The sequence below is a fragment of the Paludibaculum fermentans genome (genome assembly GCF_051172195.1).
GTDB lineage: Bacteria > Acidobacteriota > Terriglobia > Bryobacterales > Bryobacteraceae > Paludibaculum > Paludibaculum fermentans_A.
In genome coordinates this window covers 1899604-1920333 of sequence record NZ_JBPJAQ010000001.1, presented here as the reverse complement: position 1 = coordinate 1920333, position 20730 = coordinate 1899604, and the positions used below count along the sequence as shown (strand labels likewise).

Below are 20730 nucleotides of genomic sequence, written 5' to 3'. Positions count from 1 at the left end.
GCTAGCGTCCCCGGGTGGCTTCCTTTTTCGCGGCAGTGTCGCGGCGGCGGCGTGCTTTCGCGAGGCGATCGGCATTGGCGCGAGAAGCGCGGTGGAGCTGGTCGTGGAGTTGGTCCAGGACGGTCAGAGTAGTGCGTTCGTCCGAGGTGAGGGGGCGCAAAGCCTGATGGAGCCGTTGGGCGGGTGTAGGGGCGGAATCACCGGGCGCGACTTTGTGCCACGAGTCGCGGAGGTTGGCATCGATCAGGCCGCTCTCGACGCCGCGGTAGCGCTTGAGGCTCCACAGATGGGCAGCGACGGAGTTGGCGACGATCTGCTCGTGGAGGGAGTGGGGCTGGAAGTCCTGGAGCACGTCGTCGCAGTAGGCGTGGAAGCGAGCGGGGTCTTCGTACGAGCACACTCCGGCCTCGTCGGCGGAGGAGAGGCAGAGTTGGTCATCCGCAAGCCGGATGTTGCGAGCGAGGGCGGCAGCGGCCATCGCATCGAATCGGGCATCGTCTTTTTTCATAGTTCGTGCTCCGAAGCGATGATAGAGGGGCGGTCCTCGGCATGGACGGCTGGTTTTCGTGTAAGTGAATGAAAAGAATAACGCAAAAAATATTCCCTCCGACTGTGACCGCTTTTTCTTCGCCGGCGCTTTTCGACGAATAGTGTGAGGGGAGGGAAGTGAGGGAATCAGTATTTTTGAGTGTGGTTTGTCTTAGGATTGGCGGAGTGGTTGTGGAGAGAGGGTGTCAGCCACACTACGCGTCGAAGATACTCGCTTTTGATTCCTGTGGAAATCCGGTTGTACAATCGCCTCAATAGGCATCATCGGATCTTCTCGAACCACTCGAAAGCCAACCAGCGCGATGATGCGGCGGAGCATAGTCGTGCAGCTTTCGGAGTACTCACTGGAACGCCTCCGTGATGACGGAGAACTCGTCCTGTACCGCGCTCGCGCGGCGGAGCCAGAGCTGCCTTCCGCTCTCCTGCTGGCCCCGGCGTCCACTCGACCGAGCCCAGAGACGCTGAGGAAGATCGATCACGAATACTCATTGAGGAGCGAATTGGACCCGGCCTGGGCGGCGCGGCCGATGGAACTTTCCGATCGTAACGCGCAGCTCACGCTGGTGCTGGAAGATCCTGGCGGCGAGACTCTCGATGGATTGCTGGCAGGGGCGATGGAGTTGACGCAGTTTCTACGGATTGCTGTCAGCCTCGCAACAGCGCTCAGCGGGTTGCACGGAAGGAGGCTGATCCACAAGGATGTAAAGCCGAGCAATGTCCTGGTCAATTCCGTCACAGGCGAGGTCCGGCTGATCGGTTTTGGGATCGCTTCCCGCCTGCGCCGGGAACATCAGGCGCCAGAACCGCCCGAGTTCATTGCCGGCACGCTGCCTTACATGGCACCGGAGCAGACCGGGCGCATGAATCGATCGGTCGACTCGCGCAGCGATCTGTATGCCCTTGGGGTGACGCTGTATGAGATGCTGACCGGCAGCCTGCCGTTTGCGGCTTCCGAGCCGATTGAGTGGGTACACTGCCACATTGCACGGCACCCGCCGCCGCCTCACGCACAAGTGAAAAGCATACCGGCCTGTGTCTCCGCGATCGTGATGAAGTTGCTCGCGAAAACGCCAGAGGAGCGCTACCAGACTGCGTCCGGGGTGGAGAGCGATTTGCGGCATTGCCTCGCTGAATGGGAAGCCCACGGGTGCATCGCGGATTTCTTACCGGGCCAACACGACGCTCCGGACCGGCTGCTGATCCCTGAGAAGTTGTATGGGCGGGCGAAAGAGATCGAGACGCTTCTTGGCGCGTTCGATCGCGTGGTGGCGGGCAGCAGGCCGGAGTTGGTGCTGGTCTCGGGTTATTCCGGAATCGGCAAATCGGCCGTAGTGAATGAGCTGCACAGACCACTGGTTCCTCCGCGTGGACTGTTTGCATCCGGCAAGTTCGACCAGTACAAGCGCGACATCCCCTATGCCACCCTCGCGCAGGCCTTTCAGAGCCTGACCCGTCCACTCCTGAGCAAAAGTGAAGCGGAGTTGGGCCAGTGGCGGAAAGCGCTGCATGAGGCGCTGGATGCGAACGGGCAACTGATGGTGGACCTGGTGCCGGAATTGAAGGCGATCATTGGAGAACAGCCGCCGGTTCCAGAACTTCCGCAGCAGGACGCCCAGCGCCGGTTCCACCAGGTATTCCGTCAGTTCATCAGTGTCTTCGCACGGCCGGAGCATCCCCTTGCCTTGTTTCTGGACGATCTGCAGTGGCTCGACGCGGCGACGCTGGACCTGCTGGAGGACCTGTTATCGAGCCCGGACATGAGGCACCTGATGTTGATCGGGGCCTATCGGGACAACGAAGTGGACGCTGGCCATCCGCTGGTGCGCAAGTTGGGGGCCATGCGCGAGGCAGGAGCCTTGCTGCAGGACATCGTCCTGGCGCCTCTCACTCGTGAAGACCTGGAGCAGTTGATTTCGGATTCCCTGCATTGCGACACGAGCTACTCTGGCCCGCTGGCGCAATTGCTTCACGACAAGACGAGCGGCAATCCCTTCTTCGCCATCCAATTTCTTTCCGCGCTTTTTGAAGAGGGACTGCTCACCTTCGAGCATGTCGAGGGGCGATGGCTTTGTGATCTGGATGGCATTCACGCCAAAGGGTATACCGACAATGTCGTGGAGCTGATGGTCAGGAAGCTGAGCCGCCTGATCCCCGAGGCCCGGAATGCCTTGAAGCAGCTCGCCTGCCTGGGCCACAGCGCGGAGTTCACGATGCTGCAGGTAGTCTGCGAGGACTCCATGGAGCAGCTGCATGCACAACTTGAGGAAGCGGCCGGGGCTGGTTTCATATTGCGCCTAAAGGACTCGTATCGCTTCCTTCACGATCGTGTTCAGGAGGCCGCCTATTCCCTGATCCCTGAGGAAGAGCGGGCGCAGGCTCATCTGCGAATCGGCAGGCGGCTGGCGGCGCATGGCTCCCAGAAGGAACGCGAAGAGGGGATCTTCGAGATCGTCAACCAGCTGAATCGCGGATCCGCCCTGATTGGCTCGCGAGAGGAGAAGGACCAGCTGGCAGAGTTCAACCTGGTTGCCGGCAAGCGAGCGAAAGCCTCCACGGCCTACGTTTCGGCGCTGCACTATCTCCGCGCCGGCGCGGCACTGCTGGGAGACGCAGGTTGGCAGCGCAGGCCGGAGCTGATGTTCGCCCTGGAGTTCCACCGTGCTGAGTGCGAGTTCCTGACGGGCGAACTGGCGGAGGCGGAGGCGCGGTTGGAGATGCTCGCCACTTGCGCCGTGGGCCCCGTGGACCAGGGAGCCGTGACCTGCGTACGCATTGATCTTTATACGACGCTCAACCGGAGCGACCTGGCGATCGAGGTGGCCCTCAGCTACCTGCGGCATCTGGGCGCGGCGTGGCCGCCGCACCCGACGGAAGAGGAGATGCGGCGAGAGTACGACCGGATCTGGTCGTTGTTGGCGGGCCGCAGGATCGAGGAGCTCATCGATTTGCCCGTGATGAGCAAACCAGAATCGGTGGCGGCGGTGGAAGTGATGGACAAGGCGTTGCCGCCGGCACTATTCACGGACACGAATCTGTTTCCGCTGCTGCTCTGGCGCATCGTGAATTTCAGCCTGGAACACGGCAACACCGATGCGTCGTGCTATGCCTATGTGCACGGCGGCACGCTGGCTGGTGCGCGTTTCGGCAACAATCGAGCGGGGTTCCAGTTGGGCCAAGTGGGTTACGACCTGGTCGAGAAGCGGGGGCTGAAAAGGTTCAAGGCCCGGACGCACATCGGGTTCGGCGTTTACACCGTATCCTGGACCAGACACTGGCGGATGGCTCGCGAATTGATCCGGAATGGGTTTGATGCCGCCAAAACCATTGGGGATGTCACGTGGGCGGCCTATTCGTGGCACAACCTGATTGGGAACCTGATCGCGACGGGCGAACCGCTGGCCGACGTCCAACGGGAAGCTGAGCAAGGACTGGAGTTTGTCCGGAAGACCGGGTTCGGCCTGGTGATCGACAACATCTCGACACAACTGGCGCTGATCCACACGCTCCGCGGTTCTACGGCGCCTTTCGGCTGCTTCCACGAAGCGGACTTCGATGAGCAACAGGTCGAGCGCCGCCTGTCGAGTGACCCTGGATCGGCATTCGCCGCGTGCTGGTATTGGGTGCGGAAGCTGCAGGCGCGTTTCTTCGCCGGAGACTATCCGGCCGCCGTCGATGCTGCGTCGCAGGCACAAGCCCTGCTCTGGACATCGGAGCGTTTTCTGGAAGAGGCGGAAGCCTGCTTCTATACCGCACTGAGCCATGCGGCAGCCTGCGATGCTGCGCACCCTGTTGAATACCGGCAACATGTCGAGGCGCTGGCCGGCTGCCACAAACAGCTTCTGGCATGGGCAGAACACTGCCCGGACAATTTTGAGAACCGGGTGGCCGTGGTGGGCGCTGAGATTGCGCGCCTGGAAGGCCGCGTGCTGGAGGCCGAGCAGTTATACGAACAGGCCATCCGGTCGGCGCACAGCAACGGCTTTGTCAATAACGAGGCGATTGCCTACGAAGCCGCGGCGCGTTTCTACGCAGGGCGGGGCTTAAAGAAGTTCGCAGACGCATATCTGCTGGAAGCGCGGTATTGCTATCAACGCTGGGGCGCCGACGGCAAAGTGGCACAGCTGGACCATTTGTACCCGCAACTTAAGCAGGAATCGCCGATCCCGGCAGCGACCGGCACGATCCTGGCGCCTACGGACCTGCTGGACCTGGCCACGGTGATCAAGGTCTCGCGAGCAGTCTCGGGCGAAGTGGTTCTGGAGAAACTAGTCGACAGCCTGATGAGGGCGGCGATCGAGCACGCCGGTGCTGAGCGAGGACTGCTGATCCTTCCGCGAGGCGATCACCTGCTGATTGAGGCGGAGGCGCACACCGGCGGAGACGATATCAGGGTCGACCAGCGAGAGACATCAGTGAGCGCGGCAGTTCTCCCGGAGTCGGTCGTACGGTATGCCATGCGCGCTCGAGAGGATGTGATTCTCGATGATGCAGCCGCCGAGAACCCGTTTTCCGGAGACGCCTACATCCCTGCCTCGCGCGTGCGATCCATGCTGTGCCTGCCGTTGATCAACCAGGCGAAGATCGCGGGCGTGCTCTATCTTGAGAACAAGCTGGCGGTGGGCGCCTTCACCGCTGACCGGATCAAGGTATTGAAGCTGCTGGCATCGCAGGCGGCGATCTCCCTGCAGAATGCGCACCTCTATCGAGAATTGGACCAGGCCCAGACCTACCTGTCGGAGGCGCAAAGGCTGAGCCAAACCGGCAGCGTCGGCTGGATTCCAGCGAGCAATGAACTGATCTGGTCCAACGAAACGTATCGTATCTTCCAATACGACCCGGCGATCACGCCGACAGCGGAACTGGTCCTGGCGAGAGTCCATCCCGAGGATCGTGCCCTAGTCCAGGAGATGATTGACCGCGCTTCCCGTACCGGAGCTGACTGGAATATCGACCACCGGTTGTTGATGCCGGATGGCGCCGTGAAACACATCCACGTGGTGGCGCACGCCATCAGGGAGGATTCGACAGACGAGGTGCGTTTCGTGGGCGCGATCATGGACGTCACCGCGGCGAGGCAGTCGCAGCAGGCGCTGGAGCAGGCGTTTCTTGAGATCAAGAAGCTGAAGGATCAACTCCAGTCGGAGAACATCGTGCTGCGTGAAGAGGTGGACAAGGCATCGATGTTCGAGCAGATTGTGGGCACTTCGCCGCCCCTGCGCGCGGTGCTGTCCCGCATATCCAAAGTGGCTCCGACAGATTCGAGCGTCCTGATCACCGGCGAGACCGGCACGGGCAAGGAGCTGGTGGCCCGTGCCATCCACAAGCGCTCGCGGCGTTCCGAGCGCGCCTTTGTGAGTGTGAACTGCGCAGCCATTCCACGCGACCTGATCGCATCGGAATTGTTCGGCCACGAGAAGGGCGCGTTTACGGGGGCAACACAGCGCCGGCAGGGGCGCTTCGAACTGGCCGAAGGAGGCACGATCTTCCTGGACGAAGTGGGAGAACTACCCGCCGAAACCCAGATTGCCCTCTTGCGCGTTTTGCAGGAACGCGAGTTTCAGCGCATCGGTGGGGCGGGAACGATTCGTGCGGATGTTCGGGTTATTGCCGCCACGAACCGCGACTTGAAGGCGGCGATCGCCGCGGGGACGTTCCGCAGCGACCTGTATTACCGGCTGGACGTGTTTCCGATTGAAATACCATCGCTGCGCGAACGAAGGGAAGACATCCCCCTGCTGGTGGGGTACTTCATTGATCGTTTCGCGAGGCAGGCAGGAAAGAGCTTTCGGACGTTGAGCAAGAGAAGTCTCGATCTGCTTCAGGCGTACCCGTGGCCGGGCAATATCCGAGAACTGCAGAACGTGATCGAGCGATCGGTGATTGTCTGCGACACGGAAGAATTCGCGGTGGACGAGAGTTGGCTCTCGCAGCAGCCGGCGGCGCCAGTACCGGCCAGTGGACATGAGTCGCTGAGGAGGCTGCCCGCCCAGGAGAAGGAGATCATCGAGGCTGCGCTGAGAGAGAGCAGAGGACGGGTGTACGGGCCATCCGGCGCGGCCGCCAGGCTCGGCATTCCCCGATCCACCCTGGAGCACAAGATCCGGTCGTTCCGGATCAACAAGAACCGCTTCAAAATCGACGATCCCCCAGAAGCCGGTTAGGCTCTGCGGGTTGGGTTGGCAACCGCCGCGCAAAACTGTCCAATTTTGGACAATTGGCCAACCTGACCAATTGCCTTGTCCACCAATCGCAGCAGTTTCAGTGCGTTACGACTGGCCTTGGGATTGCATTCAAACCGAGCAGGATTTGAATGCTGAGGATTCAAAGGTCAGAGAACGGGGCTGTGGTTTTTACGCTGAGCGGCCAGATGGACGAAGAAACGATGGCCGAGATGGAGGCACTCCTCCGTGCGGAAGAAAACGGCCGCCGCGTGGCCCTGAATCTCAAAGACCTGACGCTGGTGAACGAAGCCGCGGTCCTCTTCCTGGAGCGCTGTGAAACGAACGGCATCACGCTGCAGGATTGCCCGCCCTATATCCGGGAGTGGATCAGGAGGCAGCGCCAGGGAAGTTGAGCAGCGGCCGGGGACCGAGCCAGGTACACGGTTGCACCTCTCACGGATGGGGCGTCACAAGCAGCCCCCAGCGCAATGACGGAGAGAATCAGCAGGCCTGTTCGATGCCGCTCCAGCAAGGAGGATGACGTGGGGATCAGAGGAAAGGCCATGGGAAAGACAACGTGTGTCAATTGTGTGTGCGAGAGGCTTAGCCGGCGACGTGTGTTGGCGATCGTACCCGCGGTGGTGTGCCAGGCGTGCCGGCGAGAGCGCAGCAGCGACGCGCCTTCGATCCAATTCACCCGCATACCGCAGGCGGATGCGGCGGGATCGGCACGCAACGATATCATTGAGGGCCGGGTGACGGGAGGATTGCCGGGGCAGAAGATCGTGCTGTATGCAAAAACCGGGCAATGGTGGGTGCAGCCCCTGGTCGATCAACCCCTGACCAGCATCCGCCCGAACTCCAAGTGGACCAATGCGACGCATCTCGGCACTGACTATGCGGCCCTGCTGGTGAAGGAGGGCTACCGGGTGGAGAATGTCCTGGATTCGCTGCCGCAAACCGGCGGCAGTGTTCTGGCGATTGCGGTGGCGCCCGGCGCGAAACGGCCGCCTTCGCCCGTTGTCGATTTCAGCGGCTACCAGTGGCGTTTGCGAGACGCACCGAGTTCACGAGGCGGGACGAATGTCTACTCCTCGTCCAACATCTCGGTTGACGAGCAAGGCGCCATGCACGTGCGGATCTCCAAGACGGAGAAGGACTGGAGCTGCGCGGAAGCCAGCCTGACCCGGAATCTTGGATACGGCACGTACGAATTCGTGGTGCGCGGGCTGGAGAAGCTCGAGCCTGCCGCGGTCTTCAGTATGTTCACTTACGATTACGCCAGCGGCTCGCTGCGCAACCGCGAAATGAACATCGAGATCGGCCGCTGGGGCGACCCCGTGAACAAAAACGCCCAGTATGCCTTGCAGCCCTTCGATGTTGCGACGAACGTGTACCGGTTCAACATCCCCTCCGGGAAGCTCACATTCTCGATGCGCTGGGAGCCAGGCCGGATTACTTTTCGCACCTTGCGCGGGTCTACGACGGTTGCGGAGCACGCCTTCACGGTGGGTGTACCGCCTCCTGGAATCGAATCGATGCGTGTGGCGTTCTATGTCTACCGAGCAGCCGAAGTCAAACTGCTGCACCCGATGGAGGTCGTGATTGAGCGGTTCACGTACTATCCATGAGTGCCGCCGGGCGCTACTGCTTTTCACCTGCGTGGTGCTAAGTCCGTACACGCTTTCGGCATTGGACCCGAACCGCACGCTGAGCCAACACATCGTGACTCGATGGGGCCGGGACTCGTTTCCCGGCGGAGCAATCAATGCCATCGCGCAGACGCCGGATGGTTACCTATGGATTGGCGCGGAGAACGGCCTGGTGCGGTTCGACGGGATCAGCTTCCGCCTGATCGATCAGACCAGCACGCCCTCGCTGCCACCGAGCCCCGTCCTGGGCCTGGTGGTGGATTCTGAGGGCGCGCTCTGGGTGCGCATGCAAAGTCCCTACCTGATGCGCTATCGCGACGGGCGTTTTGAGCAGATGTACCCCGAGAAAGTTCCACCGGAGTTTACCTTTGCCCGCGAGGAAGGTGCGGCCGCCCTCGCCAGGGGTGTTCGCGGTGAAGCGCTGATCGCTACACCTGGCGGGCCGCTGCGCAAGGTGGGCGGGCAGTTCACGCCGGTGGTTTCCGCGGGTACGGCGAATGGCAATCCGATGTCGATGGCGGAAACGACGGATGGGGCCGTGTGGGTGGGCATGCGCGATACCGGGTTGTTCCGCGTGCGAGACGGCCGGGCAGAGCACATTGGGTTGCCCGACCAGAAGGTGAATGTGTTGCTGCCAGGCGCCGGCCTGGAGTTGTGGGTGGGGACAGATTCCGGGCTATTGCATTGGAACGGCCGCACGATCTCGCGCGAACGCATCCCGGAGGCACTGGCACGCAGCCGGATTCTGGCGCTGACGCGCGATCGCTATGCCAATCTCTGGATCTCGACTCCGGCCGGAATCACCGTGATGGATCCGGACCATTTCACCATTCGTGGGACTGGCGCAAGCCTGCCTGGTGGGGCGCACGTCATTTTTGAGGACCGCGAGGGCAACCTGTGGTTAGGCGGCACCGAGGGACTGGTGCAACTCCGCGATGCTCCCTTTCTCAGCTATCCGGGTGTGGCGAGTGAGGGCGGGTCGTTGTACATCGACACGGCAGGGCGCACCTGGGTTGGGCCGGCCTCTGGAGGGCTGTTATGGATTCGCGGCAGGGAACAGCGCGCGATCTCGATCCCTGGCCTGGACGGTGATGTGATCTACTCCCTGTCTGGCGGGACCAGCGAGCTTTGGATTGCCCGCAGGACCGGAGGAGTCACGCGATTGCGGGAGGAAGCCGGCCTGCTGCAAACGCGAACGTATACGGCGCGTGACGGCCTGGCGCCCGGAGCGGTTTACGCGGTGAAGCGGAGCCGCAACGGAACCGCCTGGGCGGGCAACCTGAACGGCGCGGTGAGCCATATCGAGAACGATCGTGCCAGGACTTTCACCACCGCCGACGGTTTGAGCGCCGATGGAGTAACGACGATTCAAGAGACGCCGGACGGAACGATCTGGGTGGGCACCACTGGAGGGCTGGAGGCATACCGGAAGGGCATCTGGCGGAGGTACGGCGGCGAGGATGGATTACCACCCGGCCGAGTGAACAGTCTCGCGCTCGATAAAGAGGGAAGGCTGTGGATCGGCTCCGCCTCTGGTCTGTTTTACTGGTCGGGATCGCGCCTGGAAGGCGCGCAGAACGTTGCCGGTTCGCTGCGTGGAGAGATCTACGGCTTGGCGGCGGACGATTCCGGCAACCTCTGGGCGACCATGGACCGCAACGTAGTGAGTGTCTCGCTGGCGTCCCTGCTGGGTGAGTCGAAGGGGCCGGCGACGGTGCGCCAATTTGGGCTCGCGGACGGTTTGCCTTCGACGCGGGGCATCCGGCGGGATCATTCGGTCGCCAAGGACGCCGCGGGACGAATCTGGTTTTCACTCCAGGGCGGATTGTGCGTGGTGAATCCGTCGTTGCCGTCCGCGCTGGCGCCGGCGATGGTCAAGGTGGAATCGGTCACAGTAGATGGGCGTCCACTGGGCCAGGGTCCGGCCGTCCGCTACCCTTCCAACAGCCGGCGTGTAGTCTTCGCCTTTATCGGCCTGAGCCTGGCGGTGCCGGGGCGCGTACGGTATCGCTACAGGCTGGACGGTTACGACAGCGATTGGAGTGACCCCAACGAATCGCGGGAGGCAGCGTACACGAGCCTGAAGCCCGACCGCTACACCTTCCGTGTCATGGCCAGCAACAGCGAGGGGTTGTGGAACGGAGTCCCGGCCACTGTGGCGCTGGTGGTGGAGCCGCAGCTGACAGAAACGCGGTGGTTCCAAGTGACTGCGTTGTGCCTGACGGGGGCGGTGATTCTCGCCGGGTTGCGGTATCGCCTGGCGCGTGTCCACGCCGAACTGAACTTGCGCTTTGAGGAGCGCCTGGCAGAGCGAACCAGGATCGCTCGCGGGTTGCACGACACGCTGCTGCAGAGCTTCCAGGGCCTGATGCTTCGCCTACAGGTGGTGGAGGATCTGCTGCCACCGGGCAGGGCGAAGGAGCAACTCGAAGAGAGCCTCGAGCGGGCCGACCAGGCGATCGCAGAGGGGCGCAAGGCCGTGTACGACCTCAGATCATCGGCCACCGCTGCGAATGACCTGCCCCAGGCGGTGAGGGCACTGGGTGACGAACTAACCACACCGGATGCGACGGCATTCCACTTGCTGGTGGAAGGGTCAGTGCGGGGCCTGCACCCAATTATTCGAGACGAGCTTTATTCCATCACCCGGGAGGCGGTCCGCAACGCTTTCAAACATGCGGAAGCCCGTCATGTCGAAACGGAGATTGCCTATGGGGAACGGATGCTTCGACTGCGTATCCGGGATGACGGGCGAGGCATTCCGCGCGAAATATTGGAAGCGGGCCGTTCCGGTCATTACGGACTTTCCGGGATGCGGGAACGCGCCCACCAGATCGGCGCCAAGCTGGAGATCTGGAGCGGAGCCAAAGCTGGAACTGAGATTGAGTTGACCGTGGCCGGCGCGATTGCGTATCGTTCACCGGCCGGCCGGCCACTATTTCGTTTCTTCGGGAGAAAGCAGGTTGAAAAGTGATTCGAGTGCTGTCAGTAGATGACCATCCCCTTCTGCGTGAAGGCCTTGCCGCAATGATTAATAACCAGACTGATATGCAGCTCGTGGCCGAGGCGTCCAATGGACGGGAAGCAGTGGAAGTATTCCGAACTCATCGTCCCGACATCACGTTGATGGACCTGCAGATGCCGGAGACGAGCGGCATCGAGGCGATGACTTCCATTCGCGCCGAGTTCCCGGACGCGCTGATTATCGTTCTGACAACTCACGCCGGCGATGTCCAGGTTTCCCGGGCCCTCAAGGCGGGCGCGAGGGGTTACTTATTGAAGGGCTCGTTGCGCAAAGAACTGCTGGAGACGATCCGGGCTGTCTATGCCGGCCAGAAGCGCGTCTCCCCTGAACTCGCTGTTGAGATCGTCGAGCATGCGGCCGAGGTCGCTTTGACTCCAAGAGAGATCGATGTGCTGCGGTTGCTTGGCGGCGGCAATGCCAACAAAGAGATAGCGGCGCGGCTATTCCTTAGTGAAGAAACAGTAAAGAGCCATGTGCGGAGTATTCTTGCCAAACTGGGCGCAAGAGACCGGACCCAGGCCTGGACGATAGGCATCAAACGCGGAATCATCGAGCTGTAGCAGCCTGTGCCAGGAGTCGCGTAGGCACCGGTAACTGGATGGAAGCTCGAGGACGACAAGGGGTTGCGGCTGGGGCTACTGCCGGTTAGATCTCCGGGTGGCCGGCAGTAGTCCGACCGGCCCTTCGCTCCCGGGCTTGCGAGCCCTTGCCGCGCGGCCAGCGGCATCCCTTGAAAGAGGTAAGGCCACGGCCTCTTTCTCGGGAGGCGATCCCCGGCGCAAACTCAATATGCTTGAGCTGGGAAGCATTCTGCAACGTCTATTCTCAACCTTTCCCAATAGCTGGCCGGGCCTTGGCCTTCTGCTGCTGAGGCTCTGCCTGGCCTTCGCCCTGTTGAAGTTCGCTATTGCCGATGTCCCAAATTCGCCCGAGACGAGCCTGGCGGCACAAGACCTGATCGCCGCCGTCGCCGGCATCTTTCTGATTGCAGGCCTATGGACCCCCGTAATGGCAGTGCTAGTGGCCCTCGACGAGGCGTCGATTGCGCTGCTGGACTCCCCGGCTCCGCCAGGGGACCAGTGGATTCGCCTATTCGTGGCAATACTGTCCGTGAGCCTGGCCATGCTCGGCCCCGGGGCGTGGTCGATCGATGCCCGCCTGTTCGGGCGGAGGCGCTTTGACATCGATCGAATCCAGACACGGAAGCCACAACGCTAACAGCGGCGCCAGGGGCTTCCATCGCCGGTGATTGTTGGGCGAGGTACCGGCACATGCTCCGAAAGAGGGAGGAGCGCATCAGACCTTCCAGGGGTGTGATCGGGATCGATCCGGTGACGATTCCGGGGGTGAGAAGCGCCAGAATCCAGGACAGATGAAAGCGATCCGGCAGAAGAAGTTTGAGAGCCGCCTAGCGATGCCGCTAGAACAAGGAGAACCACGATGGCGAGCATGAATTGGGTTGGGTCCAGCGCCAATTATCCGGCATTGCCGGAAGGTATCGGCCGGTTGGCACCGTTCGGCTCGGCCGCCCTTCGCGAGCCCGAACCGCTGGCTTACGAAAGCGAGAGTATCCAGCCGGAGGGGGGCCTTCGGAAAGATCACGACTTTGAGGAGATGCTGGGGCAGAGTCCGGAACTGCTCAAGCTACTGGACCGCGTTCAGGCCGCGGCGCCGACGGATGCGACCATTCTGATTACCGGCGAGACGGGTAGTGGAAAGGAGCTGGTTGCGCGTGCGATCCATAGCCGCAGTGGGCGGCGGAACAACCCGCTGGTGAAGGTAAACTGCGGGGCCATTCCAGCCGGCCTGGTGGAGAGTGAGCTTTTCGGGCATGTGAAGGGTGCATTCACCAGCGCATCCGACCGCCGCATCGGGCGGTTCGAACTAGCCAACAACGGCACGCTATTCCTGGATGAAGTGGGTGAGCTGCCACTCGAGACCCAAGTGAAGTTGCTGAGGGTATTGCAGGAGCAGGAGTTCGAACCCGTGGGCAGCAGCCGCCCCATCCACGTCAATGTGCGGATTATCGCCGCGACGAATCGGGACCTGGATAAGGCCGTCCAGTCGGGTGGATTTCGATCTGATCTGTACTACCGCCTGAATGTGATACCGCTGCGTGTGCCGGCGCTGCGAGAGCGCCGATCGGATATCCCTGAGCTGGTGATGGCGTTCCTCGAGCAGTCTGCGAGGCGGATGGGGAAGCCGGTTCAAGTGGTATCGCCGGAGACCATGAGGTTGCTGGTGGAGCATTCATGGCCCGGAAACATCCGCGAACTTCAAAACGTTATTGAGCGGGGTGTCGTCCTCACGAAGAGCTCCATGCTCCAACTCGGACCGGATCTTCTACCGATTGAAGGGCCGGACCCGGTCTGCGAAGCCGGGTCAAATATCGAGACAGGATCCAGTGATTCGCTGGAGGAGATCCAACGACAGCATATTCTGCGAGTGCTGGAGAGAACAGGCGGAGTGATCAGCGGACCCAACGGCGCCGGCGCGATTCTGGATCTCCACCCAAACACCCTGCGCAGTCTGATGAACCGACTTGGCATCCGGCGTGTGCCGCAGGCTGCCGCGCACGCGGCGATCCACCGGTGAACGACGCGGTTCGCGAAGAGTCTGTGGGGGTTCGGCTGAGGGCGACGGCAAAACCGCCGCCCCCGCGGATCGGCTCTTACGAGTTTACGGCGGCAGCGTGTTGCGGTTGGTATTCGCCAGGCAGGGCGCGAAACGCGATGGACAGCCGATTCCAGCCATTGATGGCAATGACCGCCAGCGTGAGGTTGACGAGTTCTTCGCCGCTGAAATACTGGTCGACCTCGGCATAAACCCCGTCAGGAACGTGCTCCTGACTAATGAGGGTGATTTGCTCAGTCCAAAGCAGTGCCGCTCGCTCACGATCAGTGAAGAACGGTGTTTCCCTCCAGGCGGAGAGTGTGTAGAGACGTTGTTCGGTTTCACCGGATGCGCGCGCATCCTTGGTGTGCATGTCGATGCAGTAGGCACAGCCATTGATTTGCGAAGCTCGCAGGCGGACCAACTCAAGGAGAGACGGCTGCAGGCCGGACGATTTTCGAATGTAAGCTTCCATACTGTTCATCGTGCGGATTGCTGCCGGTGCAGCGTGTGCGAAATTCAAGCGAAGTTGCATGATGGAGACTCCCGCTGGTCACTGAGCAAACACAGGCCCAATTCCAGCAGTTGGCGTGGAAGACGTATTTACAACAGAGGCGCCCCTGGGGTTCACGCTATATCGGAGGGGCGGCATGCTTCGTCCGGTGCGGCTCACGAAATAGCGTCGGGATGGATCGCCTGGCGCCTGAGCTTGTGCCGGCAATCGACTCGCCGCCGAGTTGAAAGCAGGCATCCGAGGCTTGAGGCTTGATTGGGCACAGGCGTGCAGATCGAACAGCCAGCCAATAATCGAGGCACCCATGAATCAGTTCGCCACAGCGGCCTCAGGTCAATGTCCGTGGCCGGCACGCGGGGACGCGGCCAGCAAAGGACCCGTTGTCCCAGCAAGCTATGTTCGGATGTTTCCCGAACTTCCTCCGTTTGAGGCAGATGAGCCGTTCCTACATGCGCTGGGCCGCGCAGGAGGTCCCTGCGATTGCGGAAATGGCGAGGATTCTCCCGACTCTTTGGGCGATGTGGCGGCTGGATGGCCCATCTTCGGGCAGTTGGTGGCTCACGACATTACGGCTGACCGGTCAAAACTGCGATCCCGCACGATCACCGCGGAACTGAGGAATGCCCGCAGCCCGCGACTCAATTTGGAATGCCTGTACGGCGATGGTCCGACTGGCCATCCTTTCCTGTTTGAGCGTGAAGATCCGGCGAAGTTTCTGCTTGGCCTGGACGGAGCCGACCTCCAACGGAACGCCCAGGGCATTGCCATGATCGGCGACCCTCGTAATGACTCGCACATGATCATTTCGCAACTCCATCTCGCCCTGCTCAGAGCCCACAATGCGTTTGTCGATGAAGCGCGGAGGAGTGGAGCAGCAAATGTCTTTGACGAAGCAGTGCGCGAGCTGCAGTGGCATTATCAATGGATCGTCCTGCACGAGTTCCTGCCCGGGCTGGTTGGACCGTCGCTGGCAGAGCAGGTGCTTCGGGATGGCCCGCAGTATTTTCGGCCAGAGCGCGGGGTGTGTATACCGCTGGAGTTCGCCGATGCTGCATACCGGTATGGCCACTCCCAGATTCGGCACCGCTACAGAATGAATCCGCGCACTGATCCAATGCCCCTCTTCCCCGACCTGCTGGGATTTCGAGCGGTGCCGCGTGAATGTACGGTCGACTGGGCACAGTTCTTTGACCCGCCAGGCACGACAGCGGCGCAGCGATGCAAGAAGATCGACGGGAGGATCGTGCGCGCACTGGTTCAGTTGCCCGTAGCCATCACCGGCCAGTGCGAGATTACGGAGCATCATTCTCTCGCCGTCCGTGACCTGCAGCGCGGGCAAGGTGTCGGATTACCGTCAGGCGAGGCCATCGCCCGTCACCTCGGATTCGCCCCCCTGACCGCGGAGCAGGTGGGCCTCGCTTCCAACGGTTGGCATGACGAAACCCCGCTGTGGTACTACATTCTCCGCGAGGCCGATGTCTTTACAGGGGGTCGCAGCCTGGGTCCAGTGGGCGGCAGGATTGTGGCGGAGGTATTGGTTGGGCTGATCGAGGCGGACCCAACATCGTTCCGTCGAAGCCATCAGCAATGGCGGCCGAGAAGAACGCTGAACGAGTTGCTGGCCCTTTCCTAGCGATGGCGAATATCGTACCCACCCCATGCGATGAAGGCGTGATTCTGGCCGGCCGATGTGATGGGCGGCCTGCCGTCAGCACCGGGTGGATCATGGCCGCCACGATTCTCGGTTCCAGCATGGCTTACATCGACGGCACTGTGGTGAACGTTGTGCTGCCGACCCTGCAAACGGCCTTGTCGGCGACGATGGCAGAGGTTCAATGGGTGTTGGAAGCGTATGCGCTGCTGCTGGGAGCGCTGCTGCTCACGGGCGGAGCTGCAGGCGACCTGTACGGCCGCCGCAAGGTGTTCGCCCTGGGTGTTGCGGTATTCTCCATCGCCTCAGCCTGGTGCGGAATGGCGCCCAATATCCGACAACTGATTCTCGCCAGAGGGCTGCAAGGAGTGGGTGGCGCCCTGCTTGTTCCGGGCAGCCTGGCCCTGATCAGCGCCAGTTTTCCCGAGGAGCGGCGCGGGCGTGCGATTGGTACCTGGTCTGGTTTCACCTCGATCACCGCCGCAATCGGTCCTGTGCTGGGCGGATGGTTTATTGAACACGGGTGGTGGAGATGGGTGTTCTTCATCAACCTTCCGGTGGGCCTTGCGGTGCTGGTGTTGACGCTGTGGAAGGTACCGGAGAGCCGCGCCGGTGACGCGAGCGCCCGTCCTGATTGGCTGGGCGGTCCGCTGGCTGTCCTCGCCTTCGGCGGCATCGTTTTTGGTCTGATTCAATCGGCACCGTGGGTGGCCGTTGCCGGTGCGGCGGCGTTGATCGGATTCTTATTCTGGGAGGCGCATGCGCCATCGCCGATGGTGCCGTTCCAGTTGTTCCGGTCCAGGAATTTTGCGGGCACGAATCTTCTCACATTGCTGCTCTATTCGGCGCTGGGCGGCGCACTGGTCTTCTTCCCTCTGAGCCTGATTCAGGTGCAGGGTTACTCAGCAACCGAAGCGGGCGCGGCGCTGCTGCCGTTCATCGTGTTGATGTTCGTGCTGTCGCGCTGGTCTGGCGGACTACTCGACCGGTACGGAGCGAAGGCTCCACTTGTGATCGGACCCTTGATCGCTGCCGCGGGTTTCGCGCTGCTGGCGGTTCCGGGCGTCGGGGCCTTTTATTGGACGACGTATTTCCCGGCTGTGGCCGTGCTTGGGTTCGGGATGACGGTGAGCGTGGCCCCACTGACGACGACGGTGATGAACTCGGTTGACCAGGCCCGGGCGGGCGTGGCCTCCGGAATCAACAATGCGGTCTCGCGCATCGCCGCGTTGTTAGCGGTGGCCGTTTTCGGAATGGTGCTGAACGGCGCCTTCCAGGACGCGCTGACCCAGAGGCTGCAGCAGCTTACCCTGGCTCCCGCGGTACGCATGGACATCGAGGCGCAGCGTTCGAAGCTCGGTGCGATTGAGACGCAGGATGAGCGGGCGCACAGAGCGGTGAAGGAGGCATTCGTTTCGGGGTATCGCAAAGTGCTGTGGTTGGCTGCCGGGCTGGCGATTGCAAGTTCGCTGACAGCCGCGATGCTGATCTCCACCAAAAAGCGACTCGATGATCCACGGAGCGAGAAGGCCTGAGCAGCAGACCGCGTCTCATAGGGTCGACGGCTTCCGTGACGCTGGAACTCGCTCCGCTTCCGTTGACCAAAGACATTCACTCATGCAATAGTCAATAAACGTTTCCTGAGCCATGCAGCCAGAGGGTGCCACTTCCGGATCTCGCGCCTGGATTGCGCTGGGCATGCTCACCTTTGTCTACGTCCTGAATTTCCTCTCGCGACAGCTCCCGTCCATCCTGGCGAGCAAGATCCAGGAGAACCTGCACGTCTCCGACGCCGAGTTGGGCCTGATCGGCGGACTCTACTTCGCCCTGTTCTACTGCGGCATCTCGGTGCCCGTCGCGCGGCTCGCCGACCGGACCAACCGTTCCCTGGTGCTGACTGCCGCCTGCGCCGTCTGGAGCTCAGCCACGATGTTCTGCGGCACTGCCGGCAGCTATCTGCAGTTCGTGTGCGGATACATGACCGTTGGCTTCGGCGAAGCCGGCGGTGTGCCGCCCTCGTACTCCATCATCTGCGACTACTTTCCAACCGGCCGCCGCGGAAGCGCGCTGGGCGTGTTCAACTTCGGCCCGGCCCTCGGAGCCGCCCTGGGTATCGCCTTTGGGGCATCCATCGCCGCCGCTTACAGCTGGCGCTACGCCTTCCTCTTCCTGGGTGGAGCCGGTGTTCTCACCGCCATCGCTATCCCGTTCGTGGTCCACGAACCCCGCCGGGGCGCACTGGATGGCGTCGCAAACCGGCCGCTGTCCTCCACCAGGACCAGTTTCGGGAAGAGCCTGAGTCTGTTTTTCTCGCGGCCTTCGCTGGTGCTGGCCGGGCTTGCAGCCGGCGCCAACCAACTGGTCACCTATGGACTCGGCAACTTCTCCGTGCTCTTTCTCATGAGGGAAAAGGGCATGACGCTGCGGGAGGTCGCCGTCTGGTATGCCTTGACCGTCGTGATCGCCATGGGCGCCAGCATGTTCGTTTGCGGACGCATCATCGACCGGTTTGCGCGGCGAACGAAACTGGCCTACGCCCTGGCTCCCGCCGTATCGCTGAGCTTGGCGATCCCCTGGTATCTCGCATTCGTCTGGGCGCCCGCCTGGCGCCTCGCCCTCCCCCTGCTGGCCGTCACATTCTTCCTGAACTACTTCTATCTCTCGGCGATGGTGACCCTGGTCCAGGAACAGGTGCGGGCGGATCAGCGCGTCATGTCGGGCGCATTGCTGCTGTTGGTCATGAACTTCATCGGACTCGGGCTGGGCCCCACCTACGTGGGCGCCATCAGCCAGTTTTTTCGCGCGACGCATCCGCAGCACTCGCTCCAGCTTGCCCTCTACGCCCTCACGCCGTTCTATTTCGTCGCTGTGTTTCTGTTCCTGATGTTGGCCCGAGTGCTTCGAAAAGAGAGTGCTGCTACCTCTGGAGAAACCGCCCCATGATTCCTCGCGCGGCATCCACGTGCCTGCTATTCGCCGCCCTGGCACACGGGGCTGATCCGGCGACTGTGAACCCTCCGGCCGGCAAACTGCAAGGCCGCCTGGAAGGCCAGATGCGCGTCTTCAAAGGGATCCCTTACGCGATGCCTCCGGTGGGACCGGCCCGCTGGAAGCCACCCGTCGCCATACGCCGCTGGACGGGCGTCAGGAACGCGGCGGAGTTCGGACCGGCCTGCCACCAGCCACAGGCCAAGCTCTCGAACATCTATGCGCGCGATGCCATGCCGATGAGCGAGGATTGCCTGACGTTGAACATCTGGGCACCTGCCAACGCCCGGCGTGCGCCGGTCTTCTTCTGGATCCACGGCGGCTCCCTCACGGGCGGATCCAGCCGCGAGGAGATGTACAACGGCGCGCGGCTGGCTGAGCGCGGGCTCGTTGTGGTCAGCATCAACTACCGGCTGGGCGTGCTGGGATGGTTGGCCCATCCGGAACTGAGCGCCGAGTCGGCGGACGGAGTTTCGGGCAACTATGGTTTGCTGGACCAGATCGAGGCGCTGCGCTGGGTGCGGCGGAACATCGGCGCGTTCGGCGGCGATGCCGCGAGCGTCACCGTGGCTGGGGAATCCGCGGGCGCCCTCAGCATCATGTACCTGATGGCCTCGCCCGCAGCGCAAGGCCTGTTTTCGAAGGCGATCGCCGAGAGTGCGTACATGATCACGACCCCAGAATTGAAGACGGGCTGCTTCGGGTTGCCCTCCGCCGAGGAAAGCGGGACACGCCTCGGCGCCGCATTGCACGCGACGAACCTCGCCGCCTTGCGTGCGATGGATGGCGCCGAACTGAGCGCCAAAGCGCCGGCGGCCGGGTTCGGTCCCTGGGGCGCCATCGACGGACACGTCCTGAAGCGCCAGTTGGTGGACGTGTTCGACCGTGGGGAGCAGGCGCGCGTGCCGCTGCTTGCCGGCTTCAACAGCGGCGAAATCCGGTCGTTGCGAAGTCTCGCGCCGCAGCCTCCCGCCGATGCCGCCGCTTATGAGCGGGCCATCCGCGAGCGCTACGCCGATCTAGCCAACGAATTCCTGCGTCTCTATCCGGCCATCAACCTAGAGGAGAGCATCCTGGCCACAACGCGCGATGCCCTCTACGGCTGGACGGCGCAGCGCCTGGTCCGGAAGCAGACCGCACTCGGTGTGCCGGCGTTCCTCTACTTCTTTGACCACGGCTACCCGGCCACCGAATCAGCGGGCCTTCACGCCTTCCACGCGAGTGAACTGCCGTTCGTGTTCGGAACCTTCGAGGGCACTCCGCAGAACTGGCCGAAGATTCCCTCGACTCCGGTGGAGACCCACCTCTCCGACGCAATGATCGGCTACTGGAGCACGTTCGCGCGCACCGGCCGCCCGGCCGCCGCGAAGCAGCCCGGCTGGCCGCAGTTCAATGCCATGGGCGCCTACCTGGCCTTCACCGATGCTCCGCACGCCGCGGAACATTTACTGCCAGGAATGTATGAGCTGAATGAGCAGGTGATGTGCAGGCGCCGCGCGGAAGGTCTCTCGCCGTGGAATTGGAATGCCGGGCTCTGGTCGCCCAAACTGCCGGCGCAGACGGCGGAGTGCAAGTAA

At 62.2% G+C, this 20730-nt stretch carries 13 protein-coding genes; 11 read left to right on the top strand and 2 right to left on the bottom strand.

Annotated elements, in window-relative coordinates; all coding sequences use genetic code 11:
- Window position 1: 1 nt before the first annotated feature.
- Window positions 2-508 (bottom strand): hypothetical protein, encoded by a 507-nt coding sequence (locus ACR9Y2_RS07750; RefSeq protein ID WP_435040501.1) that lies wholly within the window; start codon window positions 506-508, stop codon window positions 2-4.
- Window positions 509-872: 364 nt separating this feature from the next.
- Between ACR9Y2_RS07750 and ACR9Y2_RS07745 the strand changes: the two genes are divergently transcribed.
- The 7 genes from ACR9Y2_RS07745 (at window position 873) to ACR9Y2_RS07715 (ending at window position 13982) form a co-directional block, all read left to right on the top strand.
- Window positions 873-6710 (top strand): sigma 54-interacting transcriptional regulator, encoded by a 5838-nt coding sequence (locus ACR9Y2_RS07745; RefSeq protein ID WP_435040500.1) that lies wholly within the window; start codon window positions 873-875, stop codon window positions 6708-6710.
- Between the two features lie 149 nt (window positions 6711-6859).
- Window positions 6860-7123: a hypothetical protein gene (locus ACR9Y2_RS07740; RefSeq protein WP_435040498.1), complete on the top strand. Its 264-nt coding sequence runs from the start codon at window positions 6860-6862 to the stop codon at window positions 7121-7123.
- A 207-nt stretch (window positions 7124-7330) separates the two neighbouring features.
- The gene (locus tag ACR9Y2_RS07735) at window positions 7331-8341 is read left to right on the top strand and encodes a glycoside hydrolase family 16 protein (protein ID WP_435040497.1); all 1011 of its coding nucleotides are present in this window, start codon (window positions 7331-7333) and stop codon (window positions 8339-8341) included.
- Window positions 8316-11336, top strand: a complete 3021-nt coding sequence (locus ACR9Y2_RS07730; RefSeq protein WP_435040496.1) for a sensor histidine kinase — start codon at window positions 8316-8318, stop codon at window positions 11334-11336. The genes ACR9Y2_RS07735 and ACR9Y2_RS07730 overlap by 26 nt, the downstream gene beginning before the upstream one ends.
- The gene (locus ACR9Y2_RS07725) at window positions 11333-11947 is read left to right on the top strand and encodes a response regulator (RefSeq protein WP_435040494.1); all 615 of its coding nucleotides are present in this window, start codon (window positions 11333-11335) and stop codon (window positions 11945-11947) included. Before ACR9Y2_RS07730 ends, ACR9Y2_RS07725 begins: the two co-directional genes overlap by 4 nt.
- Before the next feature lie 229 nt (window positions 11948-12176).
- Entirely contained in the window at window positions 12177-12605 is a 429-nt protein-coding gene (locus ACR9Y2_RS07720) for a DoxX family protein (RefSeq protein ID WP_435040493.1), read from the top strand.
- 222 nt (window positions 12606-12827) lie between these two features.
- A complete protein-coding gene (locus ACR9Y2_RS07715; protein ID WP_435040492.1) occupies window positions 12828-13982 on the top strand; it encodes a sigma-54 interaction domain-containing protein in 1155 nt (384 codons plus the stop codon).
- A gap of 76 nt (window positions 13983-14058) precedes the next feature.
- On the opposite strand, the gene ACR9Y2_RS07710 is transcribed toward ACR9Y2_RS07715, so the two are convergent.
- Complete coding sequence (locus ACR9Y2_RS07710) at window positions 14059-14535, bottom strand: carboxymuconolactone decarboxylase family protein (RefSeq protein WP_435040491.1); 477 nt, start codon at window positions 14533-14535, stop codon at window positions 14059-14061.
- Between the two features lie 499 nt (window positions 14536-15034).
- On the opposite strand from ACR9Y2_RS07710, the gene ACR9Y2_RS07705 reads away from it, so the two are divergent.
- From ACR9Y2_RS07705 to ACR9Y2_RS07690, 4 genes are all read left to right on the top strand, one after another.
- Complete coding sequence (locus ACR9Y2_RS07705) at window positions 15035-16147, top strand: peroxidase family protein (protein ID WP_435044835.1); 1113 nt, start codon at window positions 15035-15037, stop codon at window positions 16145-16147.
- A gap of 2 nt (window positions 16148-16149) precedes the next feature.
- A complete protein-coding gene (locus ACR9Y2_RS07700) occupies window positions 16150-17700 on the top strand; it encodes an MFS transporter (RefSeq protein ID WP_435040489.1) in 1551 nt (516 codons plus the stop codon).
- A gap of 112 nt (window positions 17701-17812) precedes the next feature.
- Complete coding sequence (locus tag ACR9Y2_RS07695; RefSeq protein WP_435040488.1) at window positions 17813-19108, top strand: spinster family MFS transporter; 1296 nt, start codon at window positions 17813-17815, stop codon at window positions 19106-19108.
- The gene (locus tag ACR9Y2_RS07690) at window positions 19105-20730 is read left to right on the top strand and encodes a carboxylesterase/lipase family protein (protein WP_435040487.1); all 1626 of its coding nucleotides are present in this window, start codon (window positions 19105-19107) and stop codon (window positions 20728-20730) included. The genes ACR9Y2_RS07695 and ACR9Y2_RS07690 overlap by 4 nt, the downstream gene beginning before the upstream one ends.

What these genes read in the sequence shown, in the direction of transcription:
- ACR9Y2_RS07750 (WP_435040501.1), bottom strand. Translation starts at nt 508, where the DNA reads ATGAAAAAAGACGATGCCCGATTCGATGCGATGGCCGCTGCCGCCCTC.
- ACR9Y2_RS07740 (WP_435040498.1), top strand. Translation starts at nt 6,860, where the DNA reads ATGCTGAGGATTCAAAGGTCAGAGAACGGGGCTGTGGTTTTTACGCTG.
- ACR9Y2_RS07720 (WP_435040493.1), top strand. Translation starts at nt 12,177, where the DNA reads ATGCTTGAGCTGGGAAGCATTCTGCAACGTCTATTCTCAACCTTTCCC.
- ACR9Y2_RS07715 (WP_435040492.1), top strand. Translation starts at nt 12,828, where the DNA reads ATGGCGAGCATGAATTGGGTTGGGTCCAGCGCCAATTATCCGGCATTG.
- ACR9Y2_RS07710 (WP_435040491.1), bottom strand. Translation starts at nt 14,535, where the DNA reads ATGCAACTTCGCTTGAATTTCGCACACGCTGCACCGGCAGCAATCCGC.
- ACR9Y2_RS07700 (WP_435040489.1), top strand. Translation starts at nt 16,150, where the DNA reads ATGGCGAATATCGTACCCACCCCATGCGATGAAGGCGTGATTCTGGCC.
- ACR9Y2_RS07695 (WP_435040488.1), top strand. Translation starts at nt 17,813, where the DNA reads ATGCAGCCAGAGGGTGCCACTTCCGGATCTCGCGCCTGGATTGCGCTG.
- ACR9Y2_RS07690 (WP_435040487.1), top strand. Translation starts at nt 19,105, where the DNA reads ATGATTCCTCGCGCGGCATCCACGTGCCTGCTATTCGCCGCCCTGGCA.